Here is a 21951-nt window from a genome sequence, read left to right as displayed (position 1 = left end):
CAACGATAAAGTCACCGACATGCCGAACAATCTCGTGGTCCGGGTCAAGGCGAGCTCCCCCGAGATCCAGGCGGGTCTCGCCGCGATCGCGAAGGAGCTCGAGCTCCCGGGTGACTTCCCCGCGGACGTGACGGCCACCGCGGAGCGGGCCGCGGCCGACGTGGTGCTGCCCGAGCAGGACCGCACCGACCTGCCGTTCCTCACCATCGACCCGGCCGGCTCGATGGACCTCGACCAGGCGCTGCACATCGAGCGTCATGACGACGGGTACGTCGTCCACTACGCCATCGCCGACGTCGCCGCCTTCGTCGAGCCGGGCGACGCGGTGGACGTCGAGGCCAACAAGCGCGGCGAGACGCTGTACGGAGCCGGCACCCGGATCCCGCTGCACCCGCCCGCTCTGTCCGAGGACGCGGCGTCGCTGCTGCCCGACCAGGTCCGCCCGGCGCTGCTGTGGACGATCCGGCTCGACGCGACCGGAGTGCAGGTCGACGTACGCGTCGAGCGCGCGCGGGTGCGCTCGCGTGCCCGGTGGTCCTACGTCGACGCCCAGAAGGCGCTCGACGACGGCACCGCCGGCGAGGTGCTCGAGCTGCTCCGCGAGGTCGGCAGGCTGCGCGAGCAGCAGGAGGTCGACCGCGGCGGCATCTCGCTGCCGCTGCCCGAGCAGGAGGTCGACGAGGCCGACGGCGGGTTCCAGCTGGTGTTCCGCGAGCAGCTGCCCGTCGAGCAGTGGAACGCGCAGATCTCGCTGCTGACGGGCATGGCCGCCGCCTCGCTCATGGTCGGCGCGAAGGTCGGCATGCTGCGCACCCTGCCGCCCGCCGACCCGCGCGACGTGGCCCGGCTGCGCCGGGTCGCCAAGGGCCTGCGGATCTCGTGGCCCCAGGACATGGAGTACCCCGCCTTCGTGCGCTCGCTCGACCCCACGGTCTCCCAGCACCAGGCGATGATCGTCGCGTGCACCCGGCTGCTGCGCGGCAGCGGCTACGCCGCCTTCGACGGTGATCTGCCCGAGCAGAGGCTTCACTCCGCCATCGCGGCCGAGTACGCCCACGTCACCGCGCCGCTGCGTCGCCTCGGCGACCGCTACGTCGGCGAGGTCTGCCTCGCGATCTGCGCCGGAACTCCCGTCCCCGACTGGGCGGCGAGCGCGCTGCCGGGTCTGCCCAAGATCCTGCAGGACTCCGCCCGCCGGGCCGGCGCCTACGAGCGGGCCGTCCTCGACCTGATCGAGGCCGCCGTGCTCGCCGACCGGGTCGGCCAGCAGTTCGACGGCGTCGTCACCAGCGTCCGCGACGACGAGGCGACCTCCGGCGTCGTCGTGCTCGCCGAGGTCGGGGTCGAGGCCCCCGTGACCTCCGCACAGCCGCTGCCGCTCGGCGAGGACGTGTCCGTCACGCTCGCCACCGCCGACCTCGCGGCGCGCAAGGTCGCGTTCACCCTGCCGTGAAGGTCCTGGTCACCGGCGGCGTGAGGTCCGGCAAGTCCCGCCACGCCGAGTCGCTGCTCGCCGACGCGGCGAGCGTCACCTACGTGGCCGCCGGACCCGTGTACGACGACGCCGACTGGGCCGCGCGCATCGCCGCCCACCGGGCCCGCCGGCCGGCGACCTGGTCCACCGAGGAGACCCGCGACGTCGCCGGCGTGCTCCGGGCCGCCCGCGAGCCCGTCCTCGTCGACTGCCTCGGCACCTGGCTCACCGGCGTCGTCGACGACGCCGGGCTGTGGGAGGAGCCCGTCGAGGAGGTCGAGGCACACGTGCTCCGGCTCCTCGGCGCCACGCTCGCCGCTCTGACGGCCACCCCGCAGCCGGTCGTGCTCGTGACGAACGAGGTCGGCCTCGGCGTCGTACCCGAGCACCGGTCGGCACGAGTGTTCCGCGACCTGCTCGGCACGATCAACCAGCGGGTGGCCGAGGCGTGCGACGAGGTGCACCTGGTCGTCGCGGGGCGCGTGCTCCGCCTCTGACCCGGGCGCTGCCCGCTAGTGCCCCGAACCTGAAATCCGCCACATAATTCCGCGCCCCAGGCACGCACATCGCTGCGTTGGGATCGCTCGAAAGACGCCCAGTCTGCCCACGCGACCCCGCCTTGCGCTGCACGCACCTGGAGCGCGGACTTACGCACCGGACTTCAGGTTCGGGACACTAGGACCGCTCGAACGGGCGCCGCTCCAGCACCTTGCCGGACAGGTCGGTGGTCATCGTGCCGACCTCGCTGTACTGGTTGCCGACATGGAACCGCACGACGGCGCCGTGCTCGGGGTCGTGGGTGAAGAAGATGCCCAGAGCGTCGGGCTCCTCGACGTTCGAGGTCCGCCGGGCGCGCGGGATGTTGGCGACCACGGCCGCCAGGTCGACCTTGCGGAGGTCCACGACCTGCTCGTTGCTGCTGGTGACCTGCATCGGGTCGAAGTTCGTGCTCCACCGCTCGTCGGGACTCCAGCTCCACCACTGGAGGCGTCGCTTGCGGATCGGCAGGATCGCCGCGTCGGCGCTCGCCTGGTCGTGGTCGAGGACCGACAGGTCGTAGGCCTGCCAGGTGCCGAGCTTCTCGTGGTACTCCGCGATCAGGACCTTCAGCCCCGCGACGGTGTACAGGTCGATGTCGGGTGCGGGCGGCTCCGGCGTGGGCACCGGGGTCGGTGCGTGGGTCGGGGCCGGGGCCGGAGACGCCGTCGCCGTGCTGCTGGCGGGGGAGGGACGCGCGGCGGCGTCCGGCTCGTCGGCGCCGGAGAGGGCGGCGAAACCCACTGCTCCGGCAGCGACCAGCCCGACGGCGCCGAGGAGCAGGCCGCGGCGGCTGGCGGCGGGCTCGGGCAGCGTCGGCGGGTTGTCGAGGTCCTCGACCAGAGCGGCCAGCTCGGCCAGAGACACGGCCCGCAGCGCCATGTCGGTGCGCTCGACCTGGTCGTCGCGCGTGATCTCGCCGTGGGTGCGGGCCTCGGTCAGGGCACGCACGACGGCGAGCCGCTCGGTGTCACGCGGCGGGCGGGTCGGCAGGTCGTCAGGCACCCGCCAGTCCTATCAGGAGCACGGCCAGAGCCACCTCGATCCCGGCGCCGAACACGTCGCCGGTCACTCCACCGAACCGGCGCACGGCGTGGGCCGTCAGCAAGGCCACCACCACGAAGGCGACCGCCACGGTCACCGGGCCGCGGACCGGGTCGACGAGCAGCGACAGGAGGGCCAGGCCGGCCCATCCCGCGAAGGAGAGGAGGACCGGCACTCGCCGTGTGAAGGTCACGCCCAGCCCGTCCGGGCGGGCCGGGGGCGCCAGCGTGCAGGCGGTGATCCAGAGCGCGGCCCGCGAGGCGCACACGGCGGCGCCGGCCACGAGGGCCGAGCGAGGCTCGCCGCCGAAGGACACGAAGGTGGTCAGGGCCGCGGCCTGTGCCCCGAGCACCAGCACCAGCGCGGCGACACCGGCCGGGCCCGCCGTACCGCTCTTCATGACGGCCAGCGACCGCTCCCGGTCGTACGACGAGGTGAGCCCGTCGGCGACATCGGAGAGCCCGTCGAGGTGGAGCGCCCGGCTGCCGACGGCGAGCGCGGCCAGCGCGGCGAAGGCGACCGCCAGCGCGGGAAGGTCGAGGCGGCCGCCGGCCCACACGACGAGGCCCACGACCGCTCCGAGGGGCAGCACGGCCAGCGGGGCGAGCAGCAGCGCCCCGGTCGCGACGCCGGGGGAGACCTTCAGCACCGCGGGCACCCGCAGCGCGGTCAGCATCCCGATCGACAGCCGCAGGCTGCGGCCGACGACGGCGACGCTCACCGGCCCTCGGGGGCGGGCGGCATCAGGTCGGCGAGCAGCGCGACGTCGCGCAGCAGTGCGACCGCCGAGCGGAGCACAGGGACGGCGGCCACCGCGCCCGAGCCCTCGCCCAGGCGCAGCCCGAGGTCGAGCACCGGCTCCAGGCCGAGCTTCTCCAGCGCGAGGGCCTGGGCGGGTTCGGTCGAGCGGTGTCCGGCGGCGAACCAGGCGGCCGCGCCGGGCGCGATCCGGTCGGCGTACAGCGCGCAGGCGACGGACATCAGGCCGTCGAGCAGGACGGGTACGCCGCGCTCGGCCGCCTCCACGAGGTAGCCGACCGTCGCGACCAGGTCGGCGCTGCTCAGGGCGGCGAGCGCGTCCAGCGGGTCGCCCGTCTCGCTGTCGGCCCGGTGCCCGGCGCGGTCGAGCGCCTGCTGGACGACGACCTGCTTGTGGGTGAGCGCGGCGTCGTCGACGCCGGTGCCGCGGCCGGTGACCTCGACGGCGGGCAGGCCCAGCGCGGCCGCGACCATGGCGGCGGCCGGGGTGGTGTTGCCGATGCCCATGTCGCCGGACAGCAGGAGCTGCGCCCCCGCGGCGATCTCCTCGCCGGCGACGGTGCGGCCGGCCGCGAAGGCTCGGGCGGCCTCGTCGGCGGAGAGGGCGTCCTCGACGTGGATCGCGCCGCTGCTGCGCCGTACCTTGTGCGCCCGGACCTCGGCCGGCACGCCCTCGAGGTCGTCGTCGACGCCCAGGTCGAGGACCCGGACGTGGACGCCGTGCGCGGCCGCGAGCGCCGAGACACCGGCCTTGCCCATCACGAAGGTGCGCACCATGGCCGGCGTGATCGCCGGCGGGTAGGCCGAGACTCCGTGCTGCGCGACGCCGTGGTCGCCGGCGAAGATCACCAGCCGCACGTCGTCCAGCGGACGAGGGGGTACGACGCCCTGGACCGCCGCGAGCCACACCCCGAGGTCGCCCAACCGGCCCAGCGCACCGGCCGGGGTGGCCAGGCCGGCGAGGCGCTCGGCTGCGGCCGAGCGGACGTCTGGGTCGGGTGCGGCGAGAGCGCTCATGGTGCCGAACGCTACCGCCGGGCTCCGCTCGGCGGAGCCGCTGCTCAGGTGAAGAGCATCACCAGCACTCCGGCCAGCGCGAGGAGCGCGAGGACGAGCACGATGCCCGACCATTCGTGCTCGTCGGTGTCCTGCAGGTCAGGCGTGTTCGCGGTCATGGTTCCCCCCAGTGACGCGTTCCGAGTGTGTCGCCACGGCTCCAACGAGCCAGTGGCGAGAACAGCACGGTGGAGCCGGGGCTAGTGTCCGGCCGTGGCCCACACCGTGCTCGTCGTCCCGGTACCCGCGCTGGAGGACTACATCCGCGGCCGGTGGGAGCACTACGACGCCGCCTGGGTGTCCCGTGACCCGGCGTTCACCCACGCCCACATCACCGCACTGGCGCCGTTCCGGCCCGCGCCGACCGACGCCGACCTCGCCCGGGTGGCCCGAATCGCCCGCACCACGCCGGCCTTCGACCTCGTCCTCGACGAGGTCACGGCCTTCCCCGACGGGATCGTCCACGCCGTGCCGTCGCCCGTGGCGCCGTTCGCCGCGCTGACGGCACGGCTGTGGGAGGCGTTCCCGGACTGCCCGCCGTACGCGGGGGAGTTCGCGGACGTCGTACCGCACCTCACGCTGGACCGCCTCGGACCCGGCGTGTCGGTCGCGTCGGTGACCGCCGACCTCGCCACGACCCTCCCTGTCCGTGCCCGGGCGGAACGCCTCGAGCTGCACCGGTACGCCGAGCGCGACTGCCGGGTGCTGGCGAGCTGGTCACTGGTCGGGGCCGGCGATCCGGTCCCGCAACCAGGTGGTCGTCCCGGCCGGTAGGCCCTTGAGCTTCGGGCGCTCCGGCAGGGGAGCGACGAACAGCGCGGTTCCCTCGGGCAGCGCCCACTTCAGCTCGTGGTAGACCCGCGACAGGCCGGCGTCGCTCTCGACGAGGGCCAGGCCGTCGCCGATCGCGCGCACCTCGGACCACGGGCCGAGCACGTCGTGCGGCACGGCTGACGGGGACCACGCGAGGTAGACGGCCATGACCGACCGGTACCCGGCAGCCGGCGAGGTCAGTGCGCCAGCTTGAGCCCGATCACGCACCCGACCAGCCCGAGCAGCAACAGGATCCGCAGCAGGCTCACCGGCTCCTCGCCAGCGGCCATCGCGATCACCACCGTCAGTGCCGCGCCGATACCGACCCAGACGGCGTACGCCGTCCCGACCGGCAGGCTGCGCATCGCGTACGCCAGGCCGGCCATGCTGGCCGTCAGGGTCACGAAGAAGACCACCGACGGAACCAGCCTGCTGAACCCCTCGGACCGCGACAGGGCCGTCGCCCAGGCCGCCTCGAGGACCCCGGAGAGCACCAGTACCAACCACGCCATGACCGCCACATCCTTCGTGGCCGTCTTGTCGCGCTCCGGGTACGGCTCCCTCGTCCGGCAGCCGGTCACCGGCTGTATGCCGATTGTATGCGCGCCGATCGACATCCACCGCCTCCGCACTGCTACGCTGGTGGCCGTTGAAGAGTGCTCCGCAAGGAGCGCTCCTGCTCTCTCGGTGGGGGCAGAACATCTTGTCGCTCTTGGTCTTCGGTTCAGCTGGGCATCAGGCAAGGGATGTCTTCAGCACCAACGGCCCCGGCACGTCGCCGGTCCGGAACTCGAAAACCAAGGAGAAATCATGGCTCAGGGCACCGTCAAGTGGTTCAACAGCGAGAAGGGCTTCGGCTTCATCGCCCCGGCCGACGGCACCCCGGACGTCTTCGTCCACTTCTCGGCCATCCAGGGCTCGGGCTACAAGTCGCTCGACGAGAACCAGCAGGTCGAGTTCGACGTCACCCAGGGCCCGAAGGGCCCGCAGGCGGAGAACGTCCGCGCGATCTGACACACGTCGTCTGACGCTTCGCAAGGCCCCCGGCACTTCGGTGCCGGGGGCCTTGTCCATCTCCGGCGCTACCAGCGCGGCAGCACCGCCGTCGGCATCCCGCCGTGCACCGCGGTCGCCAGGTTGGCCGCGACCTCGTAGGCGTCGGCGAACCGCGGGAACTCCGCACGCGACACCAGCACCCGGCTGCGTACCTGCGCGACCCGGCCGGCCTGCACATCGTCGTGGCGGCTTGTGAACACGTCGAAGGCGTACACGTCGTACGCCTCGCCCTCCGCCACCTCCGCCACCTCGGCCACGTCCCGCAGCCTAGGCCGCCGCTGTCCTACCCTCGGGGACGTGGCCGACCTGACCGAACCCTGTCCCAGCTGCGGCACCCTGATGCGCTGGGAGACCTCCCACGAGCGATGCGACGGTTGCGGCTACATCCGTCCGTGCTGCGAGGGCGCGCCCTGCCACTAGGTCGTCGAGGCGCCCGGCTCAGACGTGGCCGCTGAGCTGTGCCAGCCGGGTGGCGAGCCGGTCGACCATCGCGTTCGCCTGCTTGGCCGACAGGCCGTCGCCGTCCCCGAGGCTCGACACCGGCAGTACGTCGACCGAGAGGCGCGCGCCGCCGGCCAGCGCCCGCAGCTCGTCGACCTTGTCGCCGAACGGCGAGCCACTGCCGGGGGAGTAGCGCCGGACGACCTCGTCGAGGTCGTCGGCGAACAGGTCGGCCTTGGTCACCGCGATGACCAGCCAGACCGGCCGGTCCCGGCGCACGGCCATCGACGCGATCCGGTGCGCGGTGATGGTCCAGTCCTCGAGCTCGGCGGCCAGCTGCTCCTCGCGCGTCGCGGTGGCGCTGCCCGTCGTACCTGCGGCGCGGCGGGGCGTCGCGTAGCCGTTGGCGACCACGTGGATCACACCGTCGACCGGCTCGTCGTGGAACACCTCGTCGAGCGCACCGAGGCGGGTCGCGGCGTTGTCGCCGGGCACGACGAGGAAGCGGAAGCCGTGGAGGCGACGCGAGCGTCGGGTACGACGCTCCATCACCGCGGAGCCCACCTCCGCCGCACCGGCGGCCGGGCTGCGGCGGGCGAGCCGGTCGGCCAGCTGGGACTTGCCCACGCCGGTCATGCCCGTCACGGCGACGGTCGGGTAGCGCCGGCGCAGCGCGCGGTTCATCCGCTCGGGTGCGGTGGCCAGGGCGCCGAGCACGCCGGTGGCGACGGTGGCGCTCAGGGCGGCCAGGCCCGGCTTCGGCAGGACCGTGCGGGAACGACCACTTGGCACGACGACTCCTCGCTGCTCACGTTGCTGCTGACGCTTCCTCTGAGAGCCTACGTTTCGCGGGGGTGCCGCCCGGCACCTCCACGGCCTAGCCTGACCCATGGCCACCTTCACACTCACCTGCATCGGCGACGACCGCCCCGGGCTCGTCTCCGACCTCTCGGCGCAGCTGCACGCCCACGGTGCGAGCTGGAACCGCAGCCAGATGGCGCGGCTGGCCGGCAAGTTCGCCGGGATCCTGCTGCTGGAGGTCCCCGACGCCCGTGCCGACGAGCTCGTCGCCGACCTGGCCGGGCTGGAGGGCGTCGGGCTGCAGGTCACCTTGGCCCGCACGGACGGCGCGACGGACGCGCCCGCGCTGCTGGTCGACCTCGACCTGCTCGGCGCCGACCGTCCCGGCATCGTCGCCGAGATCTCCGCGGCGCTGGCCCGCGAGCGGGTGAGCATCCGCGACCTGGTCACCGACGTCCGCGACGCACCGATGGCCGGTGGTCACCTCTTCGAGGCACGCGCGGTGCTCGAGGCGCCACAGGGCACCCGGGTCGAGGACCTGCGCGCCACGCTCGAGTCGATCGCCGACGAGCTGATGGTCGAGATCAACCTGGCCGAGTCGGACGCTGCGGCGCCGGCGTGAACGATGCCGGGGTGTTTGTGCGGATGTATGAACCCGCCCGGCTGATCTGTTGCCCGCCGCGGGCTGCCGGGGGCGCGTTCACCTCGCCATGATGGCGGCGTGGAACCAGGGACACCTCGGGTCGCCGTCGTCACCGGCGCCGCCTCCGGCATCGGTGCGGCCGTGTGCCGCGCGCTGGAGGAGACGGGCTGGACCGTGTGCGGCATGGACATGCGGCGGGCCGACCACCTCGAGCACACGGTCGTCTGCGACGTCGCGGACCCGCACGCCGTCCGGGCCGCGCTCGCCCGGCTGCAGGCCGAGGTCGGCGCGATCGGCGCCCTCGTCACGGCCGCCGGCCACTACGAGCTGGTGCCGTTCGCCGAGATCACCGAGGACCGCTGGGCGCGGATGATGCGCGTCCATGTCGGCGGCCTGCTCAACCCGGTGCGCGAGGTGCTGCCCGGCATGATCGAGCGAGGCGAGGGCGCGATCGTCGCGATCTCCTCCGAGCTCGGCATCGGCGGCACCGAGAGCGAGGCGCACTACTCCGCGGCGAAGGGCGCGATCCTCGGCTTCGTCCGCAGCCTCGGCGCCGAGGTCGCCGGGCACGGCGTCCGCGTGAACGCGGTGGCCCCCGGCCCGACCGACACCCCGCTGCTGCCCGCGCCGCAGCGCACGCCCGAGTACCTCGCCTCACTGCCCGCCCGCGCACTCGGTCTGCCCGAGGACATCGCGCAGGCGGTGCAGTTCCTCGTCGACGAGGGCGGGTTCTGCTTCGGCGAGGTCGTCTCGCCCAACATGGGAGCGGTGATCTGATGAGCGACGTCCAGCCCCCGCGCCGCCAGGACGGACGCGTCGCGGTCGTCACCGGCGCCACCCAGGGCATCGGGCGCGCCATCGCGCTGCGTCTGGCCGCCGAGGGCGCCACGGTCGGCGTCAACGGCCGCGCCGAGTCCGAGCAGATGCGCGAGGTCGTCGCGCTCACCGGTGGCTTCCCGGTGGTGGCCGACATGGCCGAGCCGACCTCCGTGCGTACGGCGCTCGCCCAGGTCGAGCGGGAGCATGGCCCGGTCGACGTCCTGGTCTGCAACGCGGCGTACATGTCGATGAGCCCGCTCCTCGACCAGCCGCTCGACGACTGGTGGCGCAACATCGACACCAACCTGTCCGGCACCTACCGCTGCATCCAGTCGGTGCTGCCGGGCATGCGGAGCAAGGGCCGCGGCAACATCGTGGTCATCACCTCCGAGTGGGGCGTCGTCGGCTGGCCGAACGCGACGGCGTACGCCACCTCCAAGGCCGGCCTGATCGCCCTGACCAAGTCGCTCGGCCGCGAGCTCGCACCGGAGGGCATCACCGTCAACGCGGTCGCGCCCGGCATCGTCGACACCCCGCAGCTGCAGGTCGACGCCGCCGACGCGGGCCTGACCCTGGAGCAGATGCACGCCGAGTACGGCAGGGCGATCCCCGCAGGGCGGATCGGTCGTCCCGAGGAGATCGCCGCCACTGTCGCGCTGCTCGCCCGCCCCGACCTGACGGCCTTCGTCGGCCAGACCCTCTCGGCCAACGGCGGCAGCACCAGGGCGCGGGCGTGACAGGCGACGCCACCCTCCCGGCCGGCCCGATCGCCTGGCCAGCCGGCTTCCGCGCCGCCGCCAACCTCGGCTTCGACCTCGACTCCGAGGACGTCGCGCTCACCATCGACGCCGGCACCAGGAACCGGTTCTCGGTGATGAGCCACCAGGCGTACGGCGCCCTGACCGGCGTCCCGCGCGTGCTGGACCTGCTCGGTCGGTTCGACCTGAGGGCCACCTTCTTCGCGCCCGGCTACACCGTCGAGCGCTATCCGGACCTGCTGCGCCGGATCCGCGACGCCGGCCACGAGATCGCCCACCACGGGTTCATGCACGAGGCCATGGCCGGGTTGTCGTACGACGAGGAGGCCGCCGTCATCGACCGGGGGCTCGAGTCGCTGGACAAGGTGCTCGGCGTGCGTCCCGTCGGCTATCGCGCCCCGCTGTGGGAGACGTCGTACGCCACCGCGGAGATCCTCCTCGACCGCGGCTTCCTCTACGACTCCAGCCTCATGGACTCCGACCTGCCCTACGAGCTGGCCGAGCGGCCGGGGGAGGGCGCCCGCTCGATCGTGGAGATCCCGGTCTCGTGGGCGCTCGACGACTGGGAGCAGTTCGCGTTCGTGCCCGAGGTGTTCGGGCCCGGGGTGATCGAGGACCCGGCCAAGGCACTGTCGATGTGGACCGGCGAGCTGACCGAGGCCCACCGCTACGAGTCCTGCTTCACGCTGACCATCCACCCGTTCCTCAGCGGCCGGCTCGGACGGATCCGGGCGTTGGAGTCGCTGCTCGAGACGATGGCCGCGATGCCGGACCTGTGGGCCACCACGTGCGGCGAGATCGCCCGGCACGTGCGCGGCCTGGACCTGGTCCCGCGGGTCTTCCCGCAGCCGGAGATCGAGGACCGCTGACGGCGGCCCGAGCCCCTATCCTCGCCCCATGGCGATCACCGTCGCGGACCTGCTCGAGATGCAGCACCTGCGGCTGCACCTGGTCTCGGGCAAGGGCGGCGTGGGTCGCTCGGTCTCGTGGACGCACGGCTCGGACCTGCCCGAGCCGTGGCGCTGGCTGACCGGCGGCGAGCTGCTGCTCACCAACGGGATGTCCTTCCCCGCGGGCGGCGCCGAGCAGCAGGAGCTGATCGAGAGGCTCGACGAGGCCGGCGCCAGCGCGCTCGCGATCGGCGAGAAGATGTACTGCCCACCGCTCACCGACGAGCTGCTCGCCACCAGCGAGCGCCTCGGGCTGAGCGTGCTGTCGGTGGAGTACCCGATGCCGTTCGTCGCGATCTCCCAGGCCGTCGCCGCGGCCAACCTGCTCGAGCAGTCCGACCGGCTGGTGCGCACCGAGAAGATCTACCGGACCGTGCAGCGCATGGTCGCCACCCACGACGGCGCCTCGGTGCTGCGCGTTCCGCTGGCCCAGGTCCTCGGCTGCGAGGTGCACGTGTGCCACCGCGAGTCGGGGGAGCCGTGGTACCCCGAGGACCCGCGGTTCGACCCGGTGCTGGCAGAGGCGCTCCACGAGATCACGCGCGGTACGGCGGACCTGCGGGCGGGCGCGCTCGTCGTGCCCCTCGCCGACGGGCGCGACCTGCGGCTGATCGACATCCCGACCCAGCAGGGCGCGCTGATGGTGCTGGTCTCGCAGGGCCGCAGCCCGGTCGACGCGATCCTCATGCAGCACGCGGTGACGGTGCTCGCCCTGGAGCTCTCCCAGAGCGTGGTCGCCAACGAGCACCGGCGGCGGATCGGCGCCGAGCTGTTGGCCCAGCTGCTCGAGGGCCGGGTCGAGGCGCGCGCCGCCGGCCGCCAGCTCAAGGGGATCGGCGTCGGTCCCGCGAAGGCGCGCCTGTACGCCGTCAGCGGCGACGACGCCGGCCGGCTTCGCGACGTCCACATCGCCCTGTGGCGCAACGGGATCGGCCACGTCGTCACCTACCGCGCCGGGGTCCTCTACGTACTGGCGTCCTCGGCGACCGAGGTGCAGGACGTGCTCCGCGCCGACCTCGGCCCGCAGGCGCTGATCGGCGTGAGCGCGCCGCTGGGCAGCCCCGACCGAGCGCCGGAGGCGCTGCGCGAGGCGGCCTGGGCGCTGCGCGCTGCGGAGGGTTCGGTGGGACGCACCTTCCACTACGGCGACGCCAGCCCGATCATCGGCGTCGGGGGACTCGACGACGCCGCGGCGCTGGTCTCCCGCGTGCTCGGGCCGCTGCTGGAGTACGAGCGGGTGCACGACACCCCGCTGCTCGCCACCCTCGACGCCTTCCTCGGCCACCAGCGCTCCTGGCAGCGCACCGCCGACGCGCTCCAGGTGCACCGGCAGACCGTGCTCTACCGGATCCGCAAGGTCGAGGAGATCACCGGCCGCACCACCAGCGAGACCGCCGACATCGCCGAGCTCTGGCTCGCGCTGCGTGCGCAGTCGCTGATCGCGCCCGCCAAGGGGCCGGCGCACCACTCCTGAACCTCCCGACTCCTCCCCGGGGTTGTGCGATCGCACGAAACCTCTCGTGCCGAGTGTGGCGGATCGCGGGCAGACCTGTGACCTGGGTCGCAGGCAGTCTGAACCCACCGGAAAGCGACCACCGACCCGCAGAGGAAGTGTGAACGTGCAGGGAGCAGTCGAGGACGCCGACGTCCTGATCGTCGGTGCCGGACCGTCAGGCGCGGTCGCGGCGTACGAGCTGGCCCGGCGCGGGTTCAAGGTCGTCTGCCTCGAGCAGGGCGACTGGAACCTCCCCGACGACTTCACCGGCGACAAGCCGCAGTGGGACCTGGCCCGCCTCAAGCAGTGGCACCCCAGTCCCAACACGCGGGGCAACGACGCCGACTACCCCGTCAACGCCGAGAACAGCCCGCTCGAGCCGCTCATGTTCAACGGCGTCGGCGGCAGCAGCATCCTCTACTCCGGTCACTGGGTCCGCGCCCTCCCGTCGGACTTCCGCGTCAAGACTCTCGACGGTGTCGCGGAGGACTGGCCGTTCACCTACGAGGACCTCCGCCCGTTCTACGACGAGGTCACCCATCACATCGGCGCCTCGGGACTCGAGGGGGACCCGTCGTACCCCGACGCCCACACCTTCCCGCTGCCGCCGCTGCCGATCGGCAAGGCCGGGCTGCGCGCTGCGCGCGGCATGGACAAGCTCGGCTGGCACTGGTGGCCGGCGCCCAACGCGATCGCCTCGCGCGCCTTCCGCAACCGCCCCGCCTGCCAGCGGTACGGCGCCTGCGAGTCCGGCTGCCCCGCCGGCGCCAAGGCCAGCGCGGACCTGACCTACTGGCCCGACGCGATCGCCGCCGGCGCCGTTCTCCTCACCGGCGCCCGGGTGCGCTCGCTGACCACCGACGAGAAGGGCCTGGTCGCCGGCGCCGAGTACGTCGACCGCGACGGCCACTGGCACCACCAACGCGCGGGCATCACGATCCTGGCCGCCAACGGCCTCGGTACGCCGAGGATCCTGCTCAACTCCGCCACGTCCGCCCACCCCGACGGCCTCGCCAACTCCTCCGGCCTGGTCGGCAAGCGGTTGATGATCCACCCCTACGCGTCGGTCTACGGCGTCTACGACGAGGACCTGGAGAGCCACCTCGGACCCGCCGGGCAGGCCCTGCAGTCGCTGGAGTTCTACGAGACCGACGAGTCCCGCGGCTTCGTGCGCGGAGGCAAGTGGAACCTGATGCCGACGCCCGGCCCGCTCAACCGGGTGCTCTGGGAGCCCGGCACCGACTGGCGCGACGGCTTCGGCAGCCGCTTCCACGACAGGCTCAGCGGCACCTTCGGCCGCACCCTCGAGTGGGGGATCACCACCGAGGACCTGCCCGACGAGAGCAACGAGGTCGTGCTCGACACCGACGCCACCGACTCCGACGGGATCCCGGCCGCCCGGATCAACTACCGGATCGGCGAGAACAACCAGCGGCTGCTCGACTTCCACATCGCCCGCGCGGTCGAGGCACACGAGGCGGCCGGTGCGATCAGCACCGAGGTGGTGCCGGTGGTCCGCGACAGCGGCTGGCACCTGCTCGGCAGCGCCCGGATGGGCGAGGACCGAGCCGACTCCGTCGTCGACCAGTGGGGCCGCTCGCACGACATCCCCAACCTCTTCGTCCTCGACGGCAGCAACTTCGTGACGTCCACCGGCGTGAACCCGACCGCCACGATCATGGCGATCGCCCTGCGCGCCGCCCGCCACCTCGCCGACCACCGGCACGACCAGGTCTCCGCCTCCTGACGGCCACGACGGACTGCAAAGGACTCCGCGATGCTCGACCCCACTGCCCGCGACCGCCTGGCCACCCTGGCCGACGTGCTCATCCCCGGCTCGGGTGACTTCCCGTCCGCGTCGGGGGCCGGCGTACCCAACGACCTGATCGACCGCGCCCTCGGGTTCCGCCCCGACCTGGTGCCCGCCTTCACCCGTGCGCTCGACCTCGCCGACGGTCTGGACGCCGAGGCCGCTTTGGACCTGATCTCCAGCACGCACATCGCCGAGTTCGAGGCGCTCTCCACGCTGGTCTCCGGTGCCTACCTGCAGAGCCCGCAGGTGCAGCAGGCGCTCAACCACCGCCCGGCGCCGCGCCAGGCCAACGACGACATCGACACCTACGTCGACCTGCTCGAGGTCGTCGTCGACCGCGGCTTCGACATCCACGGGGCGGACCTGTCGTGACCACGACGCTGTCCCACGTCATCGACGGAGCCGCCTGGGAGGGCGACGGGCCCGCGACCCAGGAGGTCGTGGACCCGTCCACCGAGCAGGTCCTCGCCCACGCCCGTCGCGGCACCGCCGCCGACGTCGACCGGGCCGTCGGCGCGGCCCGCCGTGCGAGTGCCGGCTGGGGGCGGCGAACGCCGAAGGACCGCGCCGACACGCTCCTCGCGATCGCCGCGGTGGTCGACGAGCACGCCGCCGAGCTGGCCGAGCTGGAGTCCCGCAACACGGGCAAGCCGCCGGGCCTGGCATCCGATGACGTCGCCGGCACCGCCGACACCTTCCGGTTCATGGCCGGCGCGGTCCGCGCGCAGGTCGCGCTCGCTGCGGGGGAGTACGTCGAAGGCAGCACCTCGACGATCGTGCGCGAACCGGTCGGCGTGGTCGGCGCGATCACGCCGTGGAACTACCCGCTGCTGATGGCCGCGTGGAAGCTCGGGCCGATCCTCGCCGCCGGCAACACCTGCGTGCTCAAGCCTTCCGAGCAGACCCCGCTCAGCACCCTGCGCCTGGCCGAGCTCGTCGCCGACGTCCTGCCGTCCGGTGTCCTCAACGTCGTCACCGGCGACGGCGCGGTCGTCGGCGCCGCGATCGCCACCCACCCCGGCATCGACCTGGTCTCGGTCACCGGCAGCGTCTCCAGCGGTCGAGCCGTCGCCGCTGCCGCGGCTGCCACCCTCAAGCGGGTCCACCTCGAGCTCGGCGGCAAGGCACCGGTCCTCGTGCTCGCCGACGCCGACCTCGACGCGGTGGCCGAGGGCATCGTGTTCGCCGGCTTCGGCAACACCGGCCAGGACTGCGGCGCGGCCTGCCGGGTGATCGTCGACGCCGCCGTCCACGACGACCTCGTCGCCCGCCTCGTGAAGCGGGTCGAGGCGATGGTCGTCGGCGCCCCGACCGAGGGCGAGGACGTCGAGATGGGACCGCTCGTCTCCCGCGAGCACCACGCCCGCGTCGTCGCCGCCCTCGAGCGGGCCTACGCCGACGGCGCCCGCGCCGCGGTCGGGGGCAAGGTCCCCGACCGGCCCGGCTTCTTCGTCGAGCCCACCGTCCTGGTCGACATCCCCTCCGGTGCCGCCTGCACGACCGAGGAGATCTTCGGCCCGGTCGTCACCGTCGAGGCCTTCACCGAGGTGGACGCCGCGATCGAGGCCGCCAACGCGACGCCGTACGGGCTCTCGGCCTCGGTGTGGACCGAGAGTGCCCGGCACGCGGCGTCCCTGCCCGGTCGCCTCGACTTCGGGACGGTCTGGGTCAACGACCACCTCGCCTTCGCCACGGAGATGCCGTGGGGCGGCTTCAAGTCATCCGGCTACGGCCGCGACCTGTCGGCGTACGCGCTCGACGACTACTCACGCACCAAGCACGTCATGGTCAAGCACCACGCGTGACCCTCAGCAGCGAAGGAACACCGCCATGTCGCAGGAAAGCACGCTCGTCGAAGGCTTGACGATCCAACCGGTGCCGGAGTCTCAGCGCACCGGCAAGGTCCAGCACCTGTTCTCCTTCTGGTTCACCGTCCAGATCATCCCGCTGGCCGTCGTCACCGGCCTCCTGGGGCCGACCATCTTCGGCCTCGACGTCGGCTCGACGATCCTCGCGATCGTCAGCGGCAGCCTCGTCGGCGCCGTGTTCATGGCCCTGCACTCAGCGCAGGGGTCCAAGCTCGGCGTACCGCAGATGATCCAGGCCCGGGCACAGTTCGGCATGTACGGATCGGTGCCGATCACCGTGATCGTGGTGCTGATCTACGTCGGCTGGATCGTGTCGCTGATGGTGCTCGCGCAGCAGACGCTGGGCGCGGTGCTCACCGGGCTGGGCCACACCGCCGGCCTGCTGCTCAGCACCGCACTGACCCTGACAGCCGTCGTGGTCGGCTACCAGCTCATCCTCCGCTTCAACCGGGTGATGGTGTGGCTCTCGGGCCTGGCCCTCGTGCTCACCCTCGTCTACACCGGCATGGAGGCGGCGGACGGCGGCGCCAGCATCACCGGCGCCGGCGGCTCGTTCACCTGGGCCGGCTTCCTCGGGATGGCCTCGGTGGTCGGCGTGTGGCAGCTGTCCTACGCGCCGTACGTCTCCGACTACTCGCGCTACCTGCCCTCGAGCACCAGCACCCGTGCGGCTTTCTGGTACACCTACGCCGGCACCGTGCTCGGCGTCATCGGGGCGATGACCGTCGGTGCCTTCCTGGTCGCCGGGCTCGGCGCGGACGGCGTGCTGGCCGACCTCGACAACATCATGCCGAAGCCTGTGTTCGTCTTCGTGATGCTGGCGTTCTTCCTCGGAGCGATCGACGCCGGCGTGATCAACATGTACGGCTCCTCGCTGTGCGTGCTGACCTGCATCCAGACCTTCAAGCTGAACTGGGCGCCGCGCGCCTCGGCCCGCCACATCGTCGCCGCCGTGCTCGCGCTCGCCGTGTTCGTCGCCTCGACGACCGTCTCCGACGACTTCATGGCCGACTACACCAACTTCATCCTGGTCCTCGCCTACCTGCTGGTGCCGTGGAGCATCATCAACCTGGTCGACTACTACCTGGTCCACAAGGGTCACTACGACCCGGAGTCGTTCAGCGACCCGCGCAGCGGCTACGGATCCTTCAACGTGCCCGCGCTCGTCAGCTACGTCCTCGGCTGCCTGGTGCAGATCCCGTTCATGTCGACGACCCTCTACGTCGGCGCGATCGCGAAGCAGACCGGCGCCGTCGACACCTCCTGGATCGTCGGGAGCATCGCGACCTTCCTCATCTACCTCGGTCTGCTCCGCGCGTGGCGCCGGCAGCCGTCACCCGCCCTCGCCCCGGAAACGGAGATGTCCGCATGAGCCACCGCGTCAGCACACACCAGCCGGTCGGTGCCCTGGAGGCGACGAAGGTCCCGCGGTACGCCGGTCTGGGCACCTTCGCGCGGATCCCGTTGATCGAGTCGGTGCCCGACTACGACATCGCGATCCTCGGCGTCCCGTTCGACGGCGGCACGTCGTACCGGCCGGGCGCGCGGTTCGGCCCGATGGGCATCCGGCAGGCCTCGCGCCACCTGCGGCCCCGCTTCCACGTCGAGCTGGACACCGCGCCCCTGGAGGAGATCCAGGTCGTCGATGCGGGCGACGTGCCGTGCACGCCGTACGACATCGAGGAGGCCATGCAGCAGATCGAGGACATGGCCCGCGACGTCCACGGCCGGGCCGGTCGCCGGATCGTCACCCTCGGCGGCGACCACACCGTGGCCCTGCCGATGCTGCGTGCCGCGCACCGCCAGCACGGGCCGATCGCGCTGGTGCACTTCGACGCGCACCTCGACACCTGGGACACCTACTTCAACGCGCCGATCACCCACGGCACGGTGTTCCGCCGCGCGTTCGAGGAGGGCCTGCTCGCCGAGGACAAGTCGATCCACGTCGGCATCCGCGGCCCGATCTACGACCGGATGGACCTCGTCGACGACGCCTCCTTCGGGTTCCGGATCATCCGCGCCGGCGACCTCGACTTCCTCGGCATCGACGGTGCCGCCGACGCGATCCGCCAGCGGGTGGGCGACGCTCCCGTCTACGTGTCGATCGACATCGACGTGCTCGACCCGGCGTTCGCGCCCGGCACTGGCACCCCGGAGATGGGCGGCCTCAACAGCCGCGAGCTGCTGCACGTGCTGCGCAAGCTGGACGGGCTGAACATCATCGGCGCCGACGTCGTCGAGACGGCTCCCGACTACGACCACGCGGAGATCACCTGCGTCGCTGCCGCGACCGTCGCCTTCGACCTGGTCACGCTCATGAGCAAGACGCCCTCTTCCGTCGTGTCCTGAGGCGTGCCATCCTGACGCCGTCACAACTGAAGACCCGCCGTTCGTAGCCGAAGCAGGAGAGACCTCGCCGTGAGCGGGGCGCCGTAGGAGCAACTCTCCCCGAGAAACTCTCAGGCACCGTCACTGCTCGTGCGAGGCGACTCTGGAAAGACAGGACCCGTGTGTCCTGCGCCCAAGGTGCAAGCCGCTGCGGCGGTGAAGCTCTCAGGCACCGATGACAGAGCGGGGAGGCCCACCACCACGACGGGAGCCTCCGCATGACCACGAACGACGCCTTCGGCCAGCACCTCGCCGACTACGACCCCGACGTCCACGCGGCGATCAGCGCCGAGCTCGCCCGCCAGCAGGGCACGCTCGAGCTGATCGCCTCGGAGAACTTCGCCCCGGTCGCCGTGATGGAGGCACAGGGGTCGGTCCTCACCAACAAGTACGCCGAGGGCTACCCGGGCCGCCGCTACTACGGTGGGTGCGAGCACGTCGACGTGATCGAGCAGCTCGCGATCGACCGGGTGAAGGAGCTGTTCGGCGCCGAGGCCGCCAACGTGCAGCCCCACTCCGGCGCCCAGGCCAACGCCGCCGCGATGTTCGCCCTGCTCGACCCGGGCGACACGATCCTCGGGCTCGACCTCGCCCACGGCGGCCACCTGACCCACGGGATGCGGATCAACTTCTCCGGCAAGCTCTACGACGTGGTCGCCTACCACGTCGACGCCGAGGACTTCCGCGTCGACATGGCCGAGGTCGAGCGGCTCGCGCTGGAGCACGAGCCGAAGCTGATCGTGGCCGGGTGGTCGGCGTATCCGCGGCAGCTGGACTTCGCCGAGTTCCGCCGCATCGCCGACCTCGTCGGTGCGTACCTGATGGTCGACATGGCCCACTTCGCCGGCCTGGTCGCCACCGGACTGCACCCGAGCCCGGTGCCGTACGCCGACGTCGTCACCACGACCACCCACAAGACCCTCGGCGGCCCGCGCGGTGGCGTGATCCTGTCGAAGGAGTCGCTGGCCAAGAAGATCAACTCGGCCGTCTTCCCCGGCCAGCAGGGCGGCCCGCTCGAGCACGTCGTCGCCGCCAAGGCGGTGGCGTTCAAGATGGCGGCCTCCCCGGCCTTCCGGGAGCGCCAGGAGCGGACGCTGGAGGGCGCCCGCCTGCTCGCTGCGCGCCTCACCGAGCCCGACGTGGTGGACGCCGGCGTGTCGGTCCTGACCGGCGGCACCGAGGTGCACCTGGTCCTGGTCGACCTGCGCTCGTCCGCACTGGACGGACAGCAGGCCGAGGACCGCCTCCACTCCATCGGCCTCACCGTCAACCGCAACGCCGTCCCCTTCGACCCCCGCCCGCCGATGGTCACCTCCGGCCTGCGCATCGGCACGCCGGCGCTGGCGACGCGCGGGTTCGGCGCGGAGGCCTTCGCCGAGGTCGCCGACGTCATCGCCGAGGCGCTCAAGCCGTCGTACGACGAGTCGGTCGCCGACAAGCTGCGGGACCGGGTCGCGGCGCTCGCCGCGGCGTACCCGCTCTATCCGGGGCTCGGCTGAGACACGACCCGACCGTCCTCGACCTGCCAGCGCTGGTCGAGCCGGACGTTGTCGAGCAGCCGGCGGTCGTGCGAGACCAGGAGCAGCGCGCCGTCGTACGAGTCGAGGGCCTGCTCGAGCTGCTCGATCGCCGGCAGGTCGAGGTGGTTGGTGGGCTCGTCGAGGACGAGGAGGTTGACGCCGCGGGCCTGGAGCAGCGCCATGGCGGCGCGGGTGCGCTCGCCGGGGGAGAGGCGGCCGACGAGGCTGGTGACCTGGTCGGCCTTGAGGCCGAACTTCGCCAGCAGGGTGCGTACGTCGGCCGGTGCCATGTCAGGCATGGCCGCCTCGAACGCCACGCCGAGGGGGAGGTCGTCGTCGAGGCCGGTGCGGGCCTGGTCGATCTCACCGACGGCGACCGACGCGCCGAGGCCGGCGCGGCCGGCGTCAGGGGCGAGCCGGCCGAGGAGGAGGCGGAGCAGGGTGGTCTTGCCGGCGCCGTTGGGCCCGGTGATGCCGATCCGGTCGCCGGCACTGACCTGGAGCGAGGCGGGGCCGAAGGTGAACCCACCCATCCGCGCCACCGCATCGGAGAGGGTGGCGACCACCGAGCTGGACCGCGGTGCGGCGGCGATCGAGAAGCGCAGCTCCCACTCCTTGCGGGGCTCCTCGACCTCCTCCAGGCGTGCGATCCGCGACTCCATCTGACGGACCTTCTGGGCCTGCTTCTCCGACGACTCCGACTGCGCCCGGCGCCGGATCTTGTCGTTGTCGGGAGACTTCCGCATCGCGTTGCGCACGCCCTGCGAGCTCCACTCCCGCTGGACTCGGGCACGGCTGACCAGGTCGGCCTTCTTCTCGGCGAACTCCTCGTAGGCCTCCCGCGCGTGGCGCCGCGCGACGGCCCGCTCCTCGAGGAAGGCGTCGTACCCGCCGTCGTACACCGCCACCTGGTGCTGCGCGATGTCGAGCTCGACGACCCGCGTCACGACCCGTGACAGGAACTCCCGGTCGTGCGAGACGAGCACGACGCCCGCCCGCAGCCCGCGCACGAAGGTCTCCAGTCGCTCCAGACCGGCGAGGTCGAGGTCGTTGGTGGGTTCGTCGAGCAGCACGAGGTCGAACCGGCTGAGCATCAGCACCGCCAGCGCCGCCCGCGCCGCCTGCCCGCCCGACAGCGACGTCATCAGCGCATCGGGCCCCACGTCGAGGCCGAGCTCGGCCAGCATCGGCGGCAGCCGCTCGTCGAGGTCCGGTGCGCCGCTGGCCAGCCAGTGGTCGAGGCTGTGGGCGTAGGCATCCGCCGTCGCCGCCGACTCGTCACCGCTGCCCAGAGCCGCGGCGGCCCCCTCCATCGCCTCGGTCGCGGCAGCAGCACCGGTACGGCGGGCGACGTACCCACCGACGGTCTCTCCCTCGATCCGCTCGTGCTCCTGGGGCAGCCACCCCACGAACGCGTCGGACGGGGCCGTCGACACGGTGCCGTCGAGCGGTGGCAGGTCGCCGGCGAGCAGGCGTAGCAGCGTCGTCTTGCCCGCGCCGTTGGCGCCGACGACACCCACCACGTCGCCCGGCGCGACGGTCAGGTCGAGGGACTCGAACAGGGTGCGGTGAGCGTGGCCCCCGGCGAGGTTCTTGGCAACGAGGGTCGCGCTCATGGAGCGATCGTAGTTTCCGCGGCCCGACGGGATCCCGCGCCCCACGATGGGTACCGACCGAGTGCCGGCGACAGCACGTCACCGGCCAGGGCCCGCAGGG

At 72.5% G+C, this 21951-nt stretch carries 23 protein-coding genes and 2 riboswitches; of the genes, 15 read left to right on the top strand and 8 right to left on the bottom strand.

Annotated features, from left to right (window positions below):
* Positions 1-19: 19 nt before the first annotated feature.
* Complete coding sequence (locus FBY23_RS17570; RefSeq protein WP_141799325.1) at positions 20-1453, top strand: RNB domain-containing ribonuclease; 1434 nt, start codon at positions 20-22, stop codon at positions 1451-1453.
* Positions 1450-1971: a bifunctional adenosylcobinamide kinase/adenosylcobinamide-phosphate guanylyltransferase gene (gene cobU, locus FBY23_RS17565; RefSeq protein ID WP_141799324.1), complete on the top strand. Its 522-nt coding sequence runs from the start codon at positions 1450-1452 to the stop codon at positions 1969-1971. The genes FBY23_RS17570 and cobU overlap by 4 nt, the downstream gene beginning before the upstream one ends.
* A gap of 178 nt (positions 1972-2149) precedes the next feature.
* Here the strand turns inward: cobU and FBY23_RS17560 are convergent, their stop codons facing one another.
* From FBY23_RS17560 to cobT, 3 genes are read right to left on the bottom strand one after another with little or no spacing between them, the layout of a single operon-like run.
* On the bottom strand, positions 2150-3016 hold the full coding sequence (locus FBY23_RS17560; protein WP_141799323.1) for a DUF1707 domain-containing protein: 867 nt from the start codon (positions 3014-3016) through the stop codon (positions 2150-2152).
* Positions 3009-3776, bottom strand: a complete 768-nt coding sequence (locus tag FBY23_RS17555) for an adenosylcobinamide-GDP ribazoletransferase (RefSeq protein WP_260806068.1) — start codon at positions 3774-3776, stop codon at positions 3009-3011. The genes FBY23_RS17560 and FBY23_RS17555 overlap by 8 nt, the downstream gene beginning before the upstream one ends.
* Positions 3773-4831: a nicotinate-nucleotide--dimethylbenzimidazole phosphoribosyltransferase gene (gene cobT, locus FBY23_RS17550; protein WP_141799322.1), complete on the bottom strand. Its 1059-nt coding sequence runs from the start codon at positions 4829-4831 to the stop codon at positions 3773-3775. The genes FBY23_RS17555 and cobT overlap by 4 nt, the downstream gene beginning before the upstream one ends.
* Before the next feature lie 252 nt (positions 4832-5083).
* Between cobT and FBY23_RS17545 the strand changes: the two genes are divergently transcribed.
* The gene (locus tag FBY23_RS17545; protein ID WP_141799321.1) at positions 5084-5644 is read left to right on the top strand and encodes a 2'-5' RNA ligase family protein; all 561 of its coding nucleotides are present in this window, start codon (positions 5084-5086) and stop codon (positions 5642-5644) included.
* Here FBY23_RS17545 and FBY23_RS17540 read toward each other — a convergent pair.
* Both FBY23_RS17540 and FBY23_RS17535 read right to left on the bottom strand, forming a co-directional pair.
* Complete coding sequence (locus FBY23_RS17540) at positions 5588-5851, bottom strand: hypothetical protein (RefSeq protein WP_141799320.1); 264 nt, start codon at positions 5849-5851, stop codon at positions 5588-5590. The genes FBY23_RS17545 and FBY23_RS17540 overlap by 57 nt on opposite strands.
* A 29-nt stretch (positions 5852-5880) precedes the next feature.
* The gene (locus FBY23_RS17535; protein WP_141799319.1) at positions 5881-6195 is read right to left on the bottom strand and encodes a multidrug efflux SMR transporter; all 315 of its coding nucleotides are present in this window, start codon (positions 6193-6195) and stop codon (positions 5881-5883) included.
* 13 nt (positions 6196-6208) lie between these two features.
* Positions 6209-6273, bottom strand: a riboswitch (guanidine-III (ykkC-III) riboswitch).
* 220 nt (positions 6274-6493) lie between these two features.
* Between FBY23_RS17535 and FBY23_RS17530 the strand changes: the two genes are divergently transcribed.
* On the top strand, positions 6494-6697 hold the full coding sequence (locus FBY23_RS17530; protein WP_141799318.1) for a cold-shock protein: 204 nt from the start codon (positions 6494-6496) through the stop codon (positions 6695-6697).
* 68 nt (positions 6698-6765) lie between these two features.
* On the opposite strand, the gene FBY23_RS17525 is transcribed toward FBY23_RS17530, so the two are convergent.
* On the bottom strand, positions 6766-6996 hold the full coding sequence (locus FBY23_RS17525) for a hypothetical protein (RefSeq protein WP_141799317.1): 231 nt from the start codon (positions 6994-6996) through the stop codon (positions 6766-6768).
* A 181-nt stretch (positions 6997-7177) separates the two neighbouring features.
* A complete protein-coding gene (locus FBY23_RS17520) occupies positions 7178-7972 on the bottom strand; it encodes a hypothetical protein (protein ID WP_222117861.1) in 795 nt (264 codons plus the stop codon).
* A gap of 97 nt (positions 7973-8069) precedes the next feature.
* On the opposite strand from FBY23_RS17520, the gene FBY23_RS17515 reads away from it, so the two are divergent.
* The 11 genes from FBY23_RS17515 (at position 8070) to glyA (ending at position 20214) form a co-directional block, all read left to right on the top strand.
* Positions 8070-8603, top strand: coding sequence for a glycine cleavage system protein R (locus tag FBY23_RS17515; RefSeq protein ID WP_141799316.1), 534 nt, complete (start codon positions 8070-8072; stop codon positions 8601-8603).
* Between the two features lie 99 nt (positions 8604-8702).
* The gene (locus FBY23_RS17510; protein ID WP_141799315.1) at positions 8703-9401 is read left to right on the top strand and encodes an SDR family NAD(P)-dependent oxidoreductase; all 699 of its coding nucleotides are present in this window, start codon (positions 8703-8705) and stop codon (positions 9399-9401) included.
* Positions 9401-10180: an SDR family NAD(P)-dependent oxidoreductase gene (locus tag FBY23_RS17505; RefSeq protein ID WP_141799314.1), complete on the top strand. Its 780-nt coding sequence runs from the start codon at positions 9401-9403 to the stop codon at positions 10178-10180. Before FBY23_RS17510 ends, FBY23_RS17505 begins: the two co-directional genes overlap by 1 nt.
* On the top strand, positions 10177-11070 hold the full coding sequence (locus FBY23_RS17500; RefSeq protein WP_141799313.1) for a polysaccharide deacetylase: 894 nt from the start codon (positions 10177-10179) through the stop codon (positions 11068-11070). The genes FBY23_RS17505 and FBY23_RS17500 overlap by 4 nt, the downstream gene beginning before the upstream one ends.
* 28 nt (positions 11071-11098) lie before the next feature.
* Complete coding sequence (locus tag FBY23_RS17495; RefSeq protein WP_141799312.1) at positions 11099-12625, top strand: PucR family transcriptional regulator; 1527 nt, start codon at positions 11099-11101, stop codon at positions 12623-12625.
* 145 nt (positions 12626-12770) lie between these two features.
* Positions 12771-14393 carry a GMC family oxidoreductase gene (locus tag FBY23_RS17490; RefSeq protein WP_141799311.1) on the top strand — a complete coding sequence of 541 codons (1623 nt, stop codon included), beginning with the start codon at positions 12771-12773 and terminating at the stop codon, positions 14391-14393.
* Positions 14394-14423: 30 nt separating this feature from the next.
* A complete protein-coding gene (locus tag FBY23_RS17485; RefSeq protein ID WP_141799310.1) occupies positions 14424-14831 on the top strand; it encodes a gluconate 2-dehydrogenase subunit 3 family protein in 408 nt (135 codons plus the stop codon).
* Positions 14828-16264, top strand: coding sequence for an aldehyde dehydrogenase family protein (locus FBY23_RS17480; RefSeq protein ID WP_174245227.1), 1437 nt, complete (start codon positions 14828-14830; stop codon positions 16262-16264). The genes FBY23_RS17485 and FBY23_RS17480 overlap by 4 nt, the downstream gene beginning before the upstream one ends.
* Before the next feature lie 70 nt (positions 16265-16334).
* Positions 16335-17699: a cytosine permease gene (locus tag FBY23_RS17475; RefSeq protein WP_222117860.1), complete on the top strand. Its 1365-nt coding sequence runs from the start codon at positions 16335-16337 to the stop codon at positions 17697-17699.
* Positions 17696-18676 carry an agmatinase gene (speB, locus tag FBY23_RS17470; RefSeq protein WP_141799308.1) on the top strand — a complete coding sequence of 327 codons (981 nt, stop codon included), beginning with the start codon at positions 17696-17698 and terminating at the stop codon, positions 18674-18676. Before FBY23_RS17475 ends, speB begins: the two co-directional genes overlap by 4 nt.
* Before the next feature lie 43 nt (positions 18677-18719).
* Positions 18720-18812, top strand: a riboswitch (glycine riboswitch).
* A gap of 121 nt (positions 18813-18933) precedes the next feature.
* Entirely contained in the window at positions 18934-20214 is a 1281-nt protein-coding gene (glyA, locus tag FBY23_RS17465) for a serine hydroxymethyltransferase (RefSeq protein ID WP_141799307.1), read from the top strand.
* Here glyA and FBY23_RS17460 read toward each other — a convergent pair.
* Complete coding sequence (locus FBY23_RS17460; protein ID WP_141799306.1) at positions 20196-21851, bottom strand: ABC-F family ATP-binding cassette domain-containing protein; 1656 nt, start codon at positions 21849-21851, stop codon at positions 20196-20198. The two genes, glyA and FBY23_RS17460, sit on opposite strands and share 19 nt — an antisense overlap.
* Positions 21852-21951 lie beyond the last annotated feature (100 nt).

The sequence above is a fragment of the Nocardioides sp. SLBN-35 genome (assembly GCF_006715725.1).
Classification (GTDB): domain Bacteria; phylum Actinomycetota; class Actinomycetes; order Propionibacteriales; family Nocardioidaceae; genus Nocardioides.
The sequence above is the reverse complement of the archived record's forward strand: the minus strand, read 5'-3'. Positions and strand labels throughout refer to the sequence as shown.